We start from the raw sequence: 12,848 nt of genomic DNA on the forward strand, positions 1-12,848 counted from the left end.
TGCACTGCGATGGTATGTGAAGACTAACCCTCGATCGGGGCGCTGAGCATGTCGGAAGTTATTTCCTGCTCGGGCTGAGCGACCGGCTCTGGCGCAGGCACAGGCTTGTTATCCGAGCCGATCGATGCCTGCAAAATACGGGTCGGGTTCGCCGGCGGTTCGCCGCGGTTGATCGCATCCACTGCGTCCATACCGGAAATGACCCTGCCGAAATTGGTGTAGCGCTTATCCAGCGAGAAACGCGGGTAGAAATTGATGAAGAACTGGCTGTTGGCGCTGTCTTCCGACTGTGCACGTGCCATGGAGAGCGTTCCGCGAACATGCGGCATCGGATTGAATTCCGCCTCCAGATCGGGAAGTTCGGAACCGCCTTGGCCCGTGCCGGTCGGGTCACCGGTCTGGGCCATGAACCCTTCGATCACGCGGTGAAAAATGATCCCGTCGTAGAAACCCTGGCGGGCAAGCGTCTTGATCCGCTGAACATGCTTGGGCGCCCATTGTTCCATCAACCGGACCTGCACGCGGCGACCGTTGGAAAGATCGAGAACAAGGATATTCTCGCGATCCTCGTTCACATTGTAATTAATCGGCGCATATTGCTTGGGAAGGTTCGCCGTTTCCACGCTTTCATCGACTACCGGGGCCTCGTCTTGGGCAAAAGCCTGGCCGGAAGTGAAAGCAAGCGCAGCGAATGCGCTGGTGGCGATCAGGTGTTTAAACATCAATTTCCCGTCAATCTGGTAATTTCTATGGCCGACCATCTAGCGTCCGGGGCCTGTCACTTCAATGAATGATCAATAATCGCCCAAGCGGCCGATTTTTTCCACCCGCGCAACGACGTCTTCGCAGACTTCCTTGCTGACAAATGGTGTGATGTCACCGCCAAACAGGGCGATTTCTTTCACCAGCTTGGATGCGATAGGTTGCAGCGAGACGTCTGCCATGAGAAAAATGGTTTCGATCTCGGCATCCAGTTGCTGGTTCATGCCAGCCATCTGATATTCGTATTCAAAATCGGCGACTGCGCGCAGACCTCTGACAATAACGCTCGCGCCTTGCGCCCGTGCGAATTTCATCAGCAGAGCATTGAAACCGACAATCTCGACATTGCCGAGACCGAGGTTCGTCACCTCGCGGCGAACCATTTCCATCCGCTCGTCCGTGCTGAACATGGGGTTTTTCGAAGGGTTGGTGGTCACGCCGATGATCAACCGGTCGACCAGTTTCGAACCGCGCCGGATAATGTCGGCATGGCCCAGCGTGATCGGGTCGAAAGTGCCCGGGTAAATGCCTATCCGTTCACTCATCGATCCCTCTCCACAATATACCGTGCCAGCGCGCCCAGCAGCGCGGCGTCATCGCCGTAACTGACCAGATGGCCAACTGCCTGTTCAACAAGCGCTTTCGCCTGCTGTCTTGCCCCATCCGGGCCCATCAGGGTCACAAAGGTTTGCTTACCCTGCTCGTCATCCTTGCGCAGGGCCTTACCCGCCAAATCTTCGTCGCCTTCGTGATCCAGAAGATCGTCGGCGATCTGGAATGCCAGCCCGATATCACGGGCGTAGGCTCTCAAATGCGCCCGTCCCTCTGGCGCGACCTTGCCCAGAATTGCGCCCATTTCGACCGAAGCTGCCAAGAGCGCACCGGTCTTCAGTTGTTGTAGACGAGTGATGGCGTGCAGGTCGTAATCGGTTTCTTCCGCGACCATATCCATCATCTGACCGCCGGCCATACCGCCCATTCCGCTGGCGGTGGAAAGGGTCGCTATCAGCTCAGCTCTGGTGAACGGATCGCCGCTGGTCGCTGTATCCGAAAGGATCTCAAACGCGAGTGCATGGAGCGAATCGCCGGCAAGTACTGCGGTTGCTTCGTCGAAGGCCTTGTGAACCGTTGGCTTCCCGTGGCGCAGATTATCATCGTCCATGCATGGCAGATCGTCGTGGATAAGCGAATAGACGTGGATGGCCTCAACCGCGCAGCCGGTGCGCACCGCAGCGTCGCGGTCCACCCCGAACATCGCGGCGGTTGCTGCCACCAGTAACGGGCGGACCCGTTTGCCGCCGCCAATCGCGGCATAGCGCATCGCTTCGACGAGCCGCGCCCTGGTATCATCCGGCACCGGCATCATTGCGTCGAACGCCTTGTCTACATCCTGCTGGATATCGGCCAGTCCGGACGACAGGATGGCTTCGGGAGACCCGGTATCGCTCACGTCAACTGTCCGCGTCGAACGGCGCAGTGCCCGATGCCTTGCCGTCAGCGCCGGTCACGATCTTCTCAATCCTCGCTTGCGCCGAATCGAGCCGGGCCTGGCAATGCAGGCGCAGTTTCTCGCCTTGTTCATAAAGGCTGATCGACTCATCTAGTGGAACCTCCCCACTCTCAAGCCGTTTCACTACATCTTCCAAAGCCCGCAAAGCGTCTTCGAAAGTCATCTTGTCAATGTCGGGTGCTGCCTCGTTCATGGCAGGGAGCATTGACGGTCACGGCTCGCTTGGTCAAGCTGTGCAAACAGGGGAAATCACAATGAAATGGATCATAGCCTACGTCGCCGCTGCCATAAGCTTCGGCATACTCGACGCGCTTTGGCTGCGCTGGGCGGCACCGAACCTCTACCGCCCGGTAATCGGTGAGATTATGACCGACAACATCCGGGTCGGCGCAGCAGGCGTTTTCTACCTCATCTACATCGCCGGAATGATCTGGTTTGCGGTGAAGCCCGGGCTGGCATCGGGAAATGTTCCGACGGCAATGCTGAACGGCGCGCTGTTGGGCGGGCTTTGCTATGCGACCTATGACCTGACCAGCCAGGCTGTGCTGAAAGTCTGGTCCACCCAGATAAGCGTGATGGACATTCTTTGGGGAGCATTCGCAACAGCGGTTGCCAGCGGCATTGCCACATGGGTAACACTGCGCTTCACACATTAATCGGATTTCATCCGGGGGCACTGGGGAAATGTTTATCGGTCATTGGGCGCCGGCCTTTGCGGCGGCAGCCTATAGCAAGAGAGCGCCAAAGCTTGGCACTCTCTTCATCGCCGGCCAATTGGTCGATTGGGGTTTCTTCGCACTGGCAACGGTGGGCGTGGAGCATATGCGGATCGAACCGGGGGCGACGGCCATGAACCCGCTCGACCTGTATCACATGCCCTATACCCATAGCCTGCTCGGCTCTGCGATCTGGGCGATAGCCTTCGTTGTCGTTCTGCTGCTCGCACGGCGCGAATTGACCACGGCGCTGATCGGCGGGCTGGTTGTGCTTTCCCACTGGTTCGTTGATCTGTTGGTCCACCGGCCCGACCTGACGTTTGCTGGCGGCGATTCGAAAATCGGTTTCGGCATCTGGAATTACCCGGCAATCGCTATTGCGCTGGAGCTTGGCATCACCTTGGCCGCATTCCTCTGGTACGTCCGCAAGACCAAGGGGCCTGTGATGCCGCCGTGGATCCTGCTTGCCTTGTTGCTCGCCATGCAATCGATCAACTGGTTCGGGCCCGAACCACAATCTGCCGGCATCGGGCTGTACCTGACGGCGCTTGCCAGCTTCGGGATTGCGGCATGGGTTGCATCTTGGGTGGGGACAACTCGCCGCCATATAAGTGATCGGGGGCTAGCGGGAGCAAGCCCACCCCGCTAAGGGCGCAGCATGTCCGAAATTACTCCCGAAGTCGTCGAAGCCCACGGCCTCAGCCCAGAGGAATATGATCGCGTTCTAGCCGGTCTTGGCCGCGAACCCAATCTGGTTGAGCTGGGCATCTTTTCCGTGATGTGGTCTGAGCATTGCTCCTACAAATCGTCCCGCTTCCATTTGAAGAAGCTGCCAACGGAAGCACCGTGGGTGATTTGTGGACCGGGCGAGAACGCCGGCGTGATCGACATCGGCGATGGTCAGGCTGCCATCTTCAAGATGGAGAGCCACAATCATCCCAGCTATATCGAACCCTATCAGGGTGCAGCCACCGGCGTAGGCGGTATCTTGCGGGACGTGTTCACCATGGGCGCCCGTCCCGTAGCGAACATGAATGCCTTGCGCTTCGGCTCGCCTGATCACCCAAAGATGAAACATCTGGTGAAAGGCGTGGTTGCCGGGATCGGCGGCTACGGCAATTGCGTGGGCGTTCCGACTGTCGGCGGCGAAACCAATTTCCACCCGGCCTATGACGGGAACATTCTGGTCAACGCGATGACCGTCGGTGTCGCCGACGCGGACAAGATTTTTTACAGCGCTGCCACCGGCATCGGCAATCCGATCGTCTATGTCGGATCGAAAACCGGTCGTGACGGTATCCACGGCGCAACCATGGCCAGCGCCGACTTCAGCGAAGACACTGAGGAAAAGCGCCCGACCGTACAGGTTGGCGATCCGTTCACCGAAAAACTGCTGATCGAAGCCTGCCTCGAACTCATGGCAACCGATGCCATCGTCGCGATCCAAGATATGGGCGCTGCGGGTCTGACATCATCCAGCGTCGAAATGGCGACGAACGGCAAAACCGGCATCCGCCTCGACATGGACAAGGTTCCGTGCCGCGAGGAAGGCATGACGCCTTACGAAATGATGCTGAGTGAAAGCCAGGAGCGGATGCTCATGGTTCTCAAGCCGGGCAAAGAACCCATGGCAGAGGCGATCTTCAAGAAGTGGGAGCTCGACTTCGCGGTCATCGGTGAAGTCACCGACACCCAGCACATGGTTCTGGAATTCGGCGGGGAAGTGGTCTGCGATATTCCGCTCGGTCCGCTTGCCTCCGACGCTCCTGAATATGAGCGCCCATATGCGTCCAAGGAAGAGTACAAGGCCTGGGCAGGCATCCCGTCGCTTTCCCGCATTGAGGATAGCGAGGACCATGGTGCGGAACTACTGCATATGCTTGCCAGCCCCGCGCTCGCATCGCGCCGCTGGATCTGGGAACAGTATGACAGTCAGGTCGGCGCAGACACCCTCCAGAAATCGGGCGGTGATGCAGCCGTTGTGCGCGTTCACGGTACGAACAAGGCGCTCGCCATCTCGACCGATTGCAATCCGCGCTATTGCTATGCCGATCCATATGAAGGCGGAAAACAGGCGATTGCAGAGGCATATCGCAACTTGAATTCCGTTGGTGCGAGGCCGCTTGCAGTGACCAACTGCCTGAACTTCGCCAATCCGCAGCGGCCCGAAATCATGGCTCAGTTCGTTGGCTGTCTGGAAGGCATGGGCGAAGCCTGCCGCGCGCTCGATTTCCCGATCGTTAGCGGCAATGTTTCGCTCTACAACGAAAGCAAGGCCACCGGCGGCGATAGTGCAATCCTGCCCACCCCCGCAATCGGCGGCGTCGGCGTGCTCGAAGATCTTGGCGATATGGCTACCATCCCGTTCAAGGATGAAGGCCATGCGATCGTCGTGCTCGGCGGCTTTACCGACAATGGCGACGTTTTGTGGAACGCCAAGTCCGAAACACCGGACCTGCCGGCCATGCGTGCCGATGGCGCAATTGGTACGATCGGTTCGCACCTGGGCCAGTCGACATGGCTGCGCGAGGTTCGTGGACTGGAGGATGGCTCACCGCCGCCTGTTGATCTTGCGCTTGAGCGTAAAATTGGCGAATTCGTTCGCGGTCTGATCGAACAGGCGCGATGCACCGCTGTCCATGATATCTCGGATGGCGGCGCTGCGGTCGCGCTGGCCGAAATGGCGATGTCCAGCGGTATTGGCGCAACCGTCCATACATTGGGCGACTCGCTTCTCGACATGTTCGGTGAAGATCAGTCGCGTTACATCGCCACCTTCACCTTCACGGAACGTGAGGAATGGGAAGCGTTCAAGGAAGAATGCGAACAGGCTGGCGTGAGCGCCGACTGGATCGGCTTCACCGGCGGAAAGTCATTTTCCTGGAAGGATGACGAGGACAGAATCCTGTTCAACATTCCGGTGAACGATTTGCGTGCAGCCAATGAAAGCTTCTTCAAGGACTGGATGGAAGACTGAGGTCAGGCTGCCTGCTGGGCACCTTCAAACGCTTCTTCTGCCGTATGCCCTTCGTCTTCGAGGATCCGCAGGCATTCGCGGTAAACGACCGGCTTGCCCAGACCTAACCGCGCGCGGGCGGCATCAATCGGTTCACGCATGAGGGATTCGATGTCCTGATGAGCCAGCTTGGCCGCTGCTTTACCCAGCCTGCGGCCTTCTTTGACGGCTTCGAAAATCGGCGCAGCAGTGCCGGATTCCTTCTTCATCTGGCGTGCCCCGGCATAGGCAATGAACAGCACGCCGCGATTGTGGTTCTGCGCATAGCTGAAGCCCAGCAGGCAGATTTCACCCAGCGGATCGCGGCCATAGCCGGTCAATACGTGAAACAGATCGTGCGTGTCGCGAAGCCGCTCGAAATACCATTCGTACAGGTCCTGCGGGCGTTGATCCTGCGGTAGCCATTTATACGATTCGGCGACCAGGCCAGCAGCGGTCAGGCCTTCGCTCTTCATGAACCGCATATAATGCTGGGCAACCGTTTCCGGTCCGCAGTCTGCCCAGCGATCATGATCGTCGAGCATTGCAGGTATATCGAAATCCTTGCGCAGCAATTCGCGGCCCGGTTCTGACTGGACAAAGTCTGCGGCCTGGCGTGCGCTCTTTCTGCCTTTCAGCGCCTCAATAATGTGAAAGACCTGTTCGGTATCTTCCTTGTCCGCGATCAGATTGCGAAAATGACGCATCGCCTTGAAGGGCTGGAACCCTGCAAGCTTGCGTGCCGGATGTTTCAAAGGCCTGTCGATCGCTGCCATATCAAATCTCCTGCGGGTCAATCTGATCATTACTTACAACGGTGTCAATTAGGGAGACGTAAAAGCCCTTCCCATTCGGACTGCACCGTACGATATCTACGACATGAAAAATCATGATTCCGTTCCGTATTGCCTGCCCGACATCAGCGATCAGGAACGCATCATAAGGGCGCGCGAATATCAGGAATTGCACGCAAAACGGCGAACCTGCCGCTATTTCTCTGACGAGCCAGTTCCGCGTGAAGTCATCGAATACGCGGTTCAGGCGGCGGGAAACGCGCCCAACGGCGCAAATCACCAACCGTGGCATTTCAGCGTGATATCTTCGCCAGACAAGAAGAAGGCGATCCGCGAGGCGGCAGAGGCAGAGGAGCGTGAGTTCTACGGCGCCGACGGGGAAAACGCGCGCGCCAGCGATCAATGGCTGGATGCCCTGTCTCCGCTTGGCACTGACGAAGACAAGCCCTTTCTGGAAACAGCCCCTTGGCTGATCGTGGTGTTCGCGCAGCGCAAGGGCGGCATCGAAGAAGACGGAAAGACGCAGAATTACTACGTCAATGAAAGCGTGGGAATTGCTTGCGGGATGCTACTCTCCACCCTTCATGCGGCAGGGGTCGCCACCCTGACCCATACCCCCTCGCCTATGGGTTTCCTGCGCGATCTGTGCGGCCGGCCTGCAGAAGAAAAGCCTTTGATGATCATCGTCGCGGGCAAGCCTGCACCCGGCGCCACCGTTCCGACACACGCGTTGAGAAAAAAGCCGCTCGATATGATCAGCAGCTGGTTGTGACGCCAGCTGCCTGAATCAGCCGGCCCGGTCCCCGATCGGGATGTCCAACAGATCGAGAATGTCAGACAGATTACCCGTGTCGACCCAGCCTGACGCCGCATCGCGCGCTTTCGGCTTTGCCATATAGGCGATCCCGTAATCGGCTTCGCCCAGCATCGGAATGTCATTCGCGCCGTCACCCGCGGCCATGACATGCGGTGAGGATATCTTCGCACGTTCTTCCAGCAATACGTTCAGCTTGGTCGAGCTGTCCGCAATCGGCCCAACAAGCCCGCCGGTAAGCGCGCCGGATGCAACCTCCAGACGGTTCCCGACAACACGGTCAAAGCCGAGATCCTCGGCCACGGCATCGGCAAAATGATGGAACCCGCCAGTGACCAGCACAGTTCGGCAGCCATGGGCTTTGAGGGTATTGAGCAACGTTCTCGCGCCGGCCATCGGCCTGATCCGTTCGGCCAGGCAGCGATCTATCGCGCTCTCTTCAAGACCGCTCAGCAGCGCAACGCGCTCGCGCAGCGCCGCTTCGAAATCTAATTCCCCCAGCATTGCCCGTTCGGTAATCTCGGAAACCTGATCTTTCATTCCGGCGAAGTCGGCCAGCTCGTCGATGCATTCCTGCCCGATGATCGTCGAATCCATGTCCGATACGAACAGTTTCGGTATTTCTATATCGTTGGCTGAAAACAGCGCGGCTTGCGGCTGCATGATCTCTTCGACAACTGTGCGCAGGGTGCGCATATCGCCCTCTGGCAGTGACAGATGCAAAACCTTGCCTGCGTGTTCGAGCATCCGGGCCATTGCCACCGACATGCCTTTTTCGCTGAGCGCGTTCACAACACGATCAAGGCGAGTTTCAAGTCCTTCCGGGTCTGCTATCAACCGGGCGATGAGCAATGCAAAGTCTCCTGAATTGGGCGAACAGCCAGCGCGGCTGCCGCCCCTCGCGCTCATTGCAGGGCCGACGGCCAGCGGCAAGAGCGATCTGGCAGTAAAGCTGGCCAAAAAGCTGGAAGCACAGGGGCGGCCAGCAGCGATCATCAATACCGACAGCGCACAGGTTTACCGCGATTTGCAGGTGCTGAGCGCCCGGCCAAACGAACAGGAAATGCAAGGCATCCCGCATTTCCTGTTCGGTGACTGGGACGGCGCGTTAGCATGTTCGACTGCAGAATGGGCGGGGGCCGCGAAAAAAGTGATCGCCCAATTGCATGATGCCGGCTGCGTTCCGATTCTGGTCGGGGGAACGGGCCTCTATATGCGCACGCTGCTCGACGGGATTTCGCCCATCCCTCCGATCGAACCGGCAATAAGAGAAGCCATCCGCGCCATGCCGCAGGTGGAGGCACGGGCCGCACTGGAAATCGAAGATCCCGAGGCGGCAAGCCGGCTGGCTCCGGCGGACACCACCAGAACCGCAAGGGCTCTGGAAGTGATCCGTTCGACGGGATCGCCGATGTATCACTGGCACGGCAAGCTGGTGGGCGGGATCGGCGGCGATGTAATGCTGCACCCACTCGTCCTGCAACCCGATCGCGAATGGCTGTATGAACGGTGCGATCGGCGCTTCACGCTTATGCTTGATCAGGGCGCCGTCCAGGAAGTGCAGCAGCTCGCGGCGCGCGGCCTTAATCCGGAATTGCCGGTGATGCGTGCGATCGGCGTAAGGGAGATTATGGGCTGGCTATCCGGGGATCTTTCCAAAGAGGAGATGATCGAGGCGGGTCAGCTCAGCACGCGCCAGTATGCAAAGCGCCAGTTTACCTGGTTCCGGAACCAGCCGCCGAAAGATTGGCCAAGGTCTGCGCCGGAAAATACCGATATTGGCAGTATATTTGAATTATTATTGCGCAATTAGGCCTTGACGAATCATTTTATATCTTTAGTGCAGGCGTCGGTCATAGCCCGGTGCATCGTCCCTTGCGCCGGGCTAAATTTTTGACCAGCGAACATTCGCGACTATGGAATTGGAGGAAACAGTGTCTGAACAGGAGCGCAGCGGCGCATCGATCTTGATCGAGAGCCTGGTTGGTCAGGGTGTCGAATTCATCTTCGGCTATCCGGGCGGCGCCGTGCTGCCGATCTATGACGAATTGTTCGAAGACCAGCGCATTCGCCATATCCTTGTCCGTCACGAAGCCGGCGCAGCCCACGCCGCCGAAGGCTACGCCCGTTCAACCGGCAAGCCGGGCGTCGTACTCGTTACCTCCGGCCCCGGTGCAACCAATGCAGTCACCGGCATCGCCGATGCCTATCTTGACTCGATCCCGTTGGTCGTAATCACTGGACAGGTTCCGACCGCGCTCATCGGAACAGACGCGTTTCAGGAAGCCGATACGATCGGGATTACCCGGCATTGCACGAAACACAATTACCTCGTCAAAGACCCCAAGGATTTGCGCGTCACGATCGAGGAAGCCTTTCGCATTGCCACGAGCGGACGCCCCGGCCCGGTGCTGATCGACATCCCCAAGGACGTGCAGATCGCATTGGCCGACTGGGACGCCGTTTCGGAAGCACCGCCCGCCTCTGCCCGTTATCAGCCGCGGACTGTCGGTAAGAAAGACAAGATCAGCCAGGCGGTCGAGATGATCGCTCAGGCGGAATGCCCCGTTCTCTACACGGGCGGCGGGATCATCAATTCAGGGCCAGAGGCAAGCACGCTTCTGCGCCAACTGCAGGACATTACCGGAGCGCCTGTCACATCAACCCTGATGGGATTGGGAGCATTCCCGGCCGAGCATCCCGACTGGCTCGGTATGCTGGGTATGCACGGCACATACGAAGCCAACATGGCGATGAACAAATGCGACCTGATGGTCTGCATCGGCGCACGCTTCGATGACCGCGTGACAGGTCGGCTCGACGCATTTTCGCCCGATTCAAAGAAAATACATATCGATATCGACCGTGCGTCGATCAACAAGGTTGTACCGGTCGATCTGGGAATTGTCGGGGACTGCGGCACCGTTCTACAGCAATTGATCGATGGTCTCGCCTCCGTAAATCCAATGGATTTGGGTGAATGGAAGGCCCGGATTGCCGGATGGCGCGCCCGTGAAAGCCTCGCCTACCCCGAACGCAGCGATTCCCTGATGCCGCAAAAGGCAGTTGAGCGGTTGTTCGCTCTCACCCGTGACCGAAAGCCAATCATCACGACCGAAGTCGGCCAGCACCAGATGTGGGCCGCGCAATATTTCGGCTTTTTCGACCCTAATAAATGGCTCACCAGCGGCGGCCTCGGCACAATGGGCTATGGTCTGCCCGCCGCGATCGGGGCGCAGCTGGGCAATCCGGACGACCTCGTCATCGATATTGCAGGTGAGGCGTCCATCCAAATGAACATTCAGGAACTCGGGACCGCCAGCCAATACCGCCTGCCGGTCAAGGTATTCATCCTGAACAATGAATATATGGGAATGGTCCGCCAGTGGCAGGAACTGACCTATGAAAGCCGCTATTCCAATTCCTATTCGGACAGCCTGCCCGACTTCGTTCGCCTGGCCGAGGCCTATGGATGGAAAGGTATCCGCATCCATGACGAAAGCGAACTAGATGCAGGCATCGCGGCCATGCTGGAGCATGACGGGCCTGTCATCGTGGATTGCCAGGTTTCCAAGGACGCCAATTGTTACCCGATGATCCCCAGCGGCGCGGCACACACCGATATGCTGCTGTATGGCGATCAGGTCGAAGGGACCATGGACGACGAAGCGAAGGCTTTGGTGTAAGGGCACGATAATGCATATCAAGGAAACAACGGCAGAGCGGCACGTGCTCGCCATCACGGTTGATAACGAAGCCGGTATTCTTGCGAAGATCGCAGGCCTTTTCACCGCGCGCGGTTACAATATCGACAGCTTGACCGTGGCCGATATTGCTGAAGACCACGCAATCAGCCGGATCACCATCGTCACCAACGGCCCGCCAGCGGTTATCGACCAGATCGAGGCCCAGCTGGAACGGTTGGTGCCGGTTCACAAGGTTGTTGACCTGACAACCGCTGGTGCGCACGTCGAACGCGAGCTGGCGCTGATCAAGGTTACCGGCAAGGGCGATGCGCGGGTCGAGGCCCTCCGCACAGCTGAAATTTTTCGCGCTCAAGTCGTCGATTCGACCACTTCGAGCTTTGTTTTCGAACTCACAGGGTCCCCGGAAAAGATCGACAATTTCATCATCCTCATGCGCGAGCTTGGATTGGTGGAAGTCGGACGGACGGGGATCGTTGGAATGATGCGCGGTGCAAAAAGCACCTGACGAAAGGGAAATGATGAAAGTCTATTATGATGCCGATGCCGATCTGAACCTCGTCACCGGAAAGAAGATCGCAATCGTCGGTTACGGCAGCCAGGGTCACGCCCACGCTCAAAACCTGCGTGACAGCGGCGTGAATGACGTGGCTATCGCCCTTCGCGAAGGTTCCGCGACCGCCAAGAAGGCTGAAGATGCCGGGTTCAAGGTTCTGACGAACAAACAGGCCGCTGAATGGGCCGACATCGTCATGATCCTGGCGCCCGACGAACATCAGGCAGCGATCTGGGAAAATGATCTCAAGGGCAACATGAAAGCTGGCAGCGCGCTGGCATTTGCCCACGGCCTGAATATCCATTTCGGCCTGATCGAGGCACCATCCGATATCGACGTAATCATGATCGCGCCAAAGGGTCCCGGCCACACGGTGCGCAGCGAATACCAGCGCGGCGGCGGTGTGCCTTGCCTGATCGCAGTTGATCAGGATGCGACCGGAAACGCGCACGATGTTGCGCTCGCCTATGCCAGCGCGGTCGGTGGCGGCCGTTCGGGCATCATCCAGACCAATTTCCGCGAAGAATGCGAAACTGACCTATTCGGCGAGCAGGCTGTCCTTTGCGGCGGGATCACGCACCTGATCCAGGCAGGTTTCGAAACGCTGGTTGAAGCCGGATATGCACCAGAAATGGCCTATTTCGAATGCCTTCACGAAACCAAACTGATCGTCGATCTGCTGTATGAAGGCGGCATTGCCAATATGCGGTATTCCATCAGCAATACTGCGGAATATGGTGACATCACCACAGGCCCGCGGATCATCACGGATGAAACCAAGGCAGAAATGAAGCGCGTTCTGGCCGATATCCAGTCGGGCCGTTTCGTGAAGAACTTTGTTCTCGACAACCGCGCCGGTCAGCCGGAACTCAAAGCATCGAGGAAAGCCGCAGAAGCCCATCCGATCGAAAAGACCGGTTCTGAACTGCGCGCGATGATGCCGTGGATTTCGGCCAACAAGCTGGTCGACAAGGACAAGAACTAAAACCAATTGCTG

General features: G+C 58.2%; 14 protein-coding genes. 8 read left to right on the forward strand and 6 right to left on the reverse strand.

Annotated features, from left to right (window positions below):
- Nucleotides 1-23: 23 nt before the first annotated feature.
- The 4 genes from PO778_RS04805 to PO778_RS04820 all read right to left on the reverse strand — a co-directional run bounded on the left by PO778_RS04805 (nt 24) and on the right by PO778_RS04820 (nt 2,465).
- Nucleotides 24-722 carry a peptidylprolyl isomerase gene (locus PO778_RS04805; protein WP_160730643.1) on the reverse strand — a complete coding sequence of 233 codons (699 nt, stop codon included), beginning with the start codon at nt 720-722 and terminating at the stop codon, nt 24-26.
- Between the two features lie 72 nt (nt 723-794).
- Nucleotides 795-1,307, reverse strand: coding sequence for a pantetheine-phosphate adenylyltransferase (gene coaD / locus PO778_RS04810; RefSeq protein ID WP_160729934.1), 513 nt, complete (start codon nt 1,305-1,307; stop codon nt 795-797).
- Nucleotides 1,304-2,212, reverse strand: a complete 909-nt coding sequence (locus PO778_RS04815) for a polyprenyl synthetase family protein (protein WP_271438803.1) — start codon at nt 2,210-2,212, stop codon at nt 1,304-1,306. Before PO778_RS04815 ends, coaD begins: the two co-directional genes overlap by 4 nt.
- Before the next feature lies 1 nt (nt 2,213).
- Nucleotides 2,214-2,465 carry an exodeoxyribonuclease VII small subunit gene (locus PO778_RS04820; RefSeq protein ID WP_160729935.1) on the reverse strand — a complete coding sequence of 84 codons (252 nt, stop codon included), beginning with the start codon at nt 2,463-2,465 and terminating at the stop codon, nt 2,214-2,216.
- 61 nt (nt 2,466-2,526) lie between these two features.
- Between PO778_RS04820 and PO778_RS04825 the strand changes: the two genes are divergently transcribed.
- Genes PO778_RS04825 through purL form a run of 3 tightly spaced genes read left to right on the forward strand, consistent with a single transcriptional unit; the run spans nt 2,527 to nt 5,965 of the window.
- Entirely contained in the window at nt 2,527-2,928 is a 402-nt protein-coding gene (locus PO778_RS04825) for a DUF2177 family protein (RefSeq protein ID WP_271438804.1), read from the forward strand.
- Nucleotides 2,929-2,956: 28 nt separating this feature from the next.
- Complete coding sequence (locus tag PO778_RS04830; protein ID WP_160729937.1) at nt 2,957-3,637, forward strand: hypothetical protein; 681 nt, start codon at nt 2,957-2,959, stop codon at nt 3,635-3,637.
- A 9-nt stretch (nt 3,638-3,646) separates the two neighbouring features.
- Nucleotides 3,647-5,965 (forward strand): phosphoribosylformylglycinamidine synthase subunit PurL, encoded by a 2,319-nt coding sequence (gene purL, locus PO778_RS04835; protein WP_271438805.1) that lies wholly within the window; start codon nt 3,647-3,649, stop codon nt 5,963-5,965.
- A gap of 2 nt (nt 5,966-5,967) precedes the next feature.
- On the opposite strand, the gene PO778_RS04840 is transcribed toward purL, so the two are convergent.
- Nucleotides 5,968-6,759 (reverse strand): Coq4 family protein, encoded by a 792-nt coding sequence (locus PO778_RS04840; RefSeq protein ID WP_160729939.1) that lies wholly within the window; start codon nt 6,757-6,759, stop codon nt 5,968-5,970.
- A 103-nt stretch (nt 6,760-6,862) separates the two neighbouring features.
- Between PO778_RS04840 and PO778_RS04845 the strand changes: the two genes are divergently transcribed.
- The gene (locus tag PO778_RS04845; RefSeq protein ID WP_271438806.1) at nt 6,863-7,549 is read left to right on the forward strand and encodes a nitroreductase family protein; all 687 of its coding nucleotides are present in this window, start codon (nt 6,863-6,865) and stop codon (nt 7,547-7,549) included.
- Between the two features lie 15 nt (nt 7,550-7,564).
- Here the strand turns inward: PO778_RS04845 and serB are convergent, their stop codons facing one another.
- A complete protein-coding gene (gene serB / locus PO778_RS04850) occupies nt 7,565-8,443 on the reverse strand; it encodes a phosphoserine phosphatase SerB (RefSeq protein WP_271438807.1) in 879 nt (292 codons plus the stop codon).
- Between serB and miaA the strand changes: the two genes are divergently transcribed.
- The 4 genes from miaA (at nt 8,436) to ilvC (ending at nt 12,836) form a co-directional block, all read left to right on the forward strand.
- Entirely contained in the window at nt 8,436-9,404 is a 969-nt protein-coding gene (miaA, locus tag PO778_RS04855; protein ID WP_271438808.1) for a tRNA (adenosine(37)-N6)-dimethylallyltransferase MiaA, read from the forward strand. The two genes, serB and miaA, sit on opposite strands and share 8 nt — an antisense overlap.
- Before the next feature lie 103 nt (nt 9,405-9,507).
- Nucleotides 9,508-11,277, forward strand: a complete 1,770-nt coding sequence (gene ilvB / locus PO778_RS04860) for a biosynthetic-type acetolactate synthase large subunit (protein ID WP_271438809.1) — start codon at nt 9,508-9,510, stop codon at nt 11,275-11,277.
- A gap of 10 nt (nt 11,278-11,287) precedes the next feature.
- A complete protein-coding gene (ilvN, locus tag PO778_RS04865; RefSeq protein ID WP_160729944.1) occupies nt 11,288-11,803 on the forward strand; it encodes an acetolactate synthase small subunit in 516 nt (171 codons plus the stop codon).
- A gap of 13 nt (nt 11,804-11,816) precedes the next feature.
- Nucleotides 11,817-12,836, forward strand: a complete 1,020-nt coding sequence (ilvC, locus tag PO778_RS04870) for a ketol-acid reductoisomerase (protein ID WP_160730645.1) — start codon at nt 11,817-11,819, stop codon at nt 12,834-12,836.
- Nucleotides 12,837-12,848: the final 12 nt, after the last annotated feature.

Origin of the sequence: Pontixanthobacter luteolus, assembly GCF_947494915.1 — a bacterium.
GTDB classification, from domain to species: Bacteria; Pseudomonadota; Alphaproteobacteria; order Sphingomonadales; family Sphingomonadaceae; genus Pontixanthobacter; species Pontixanthobacter luteolus.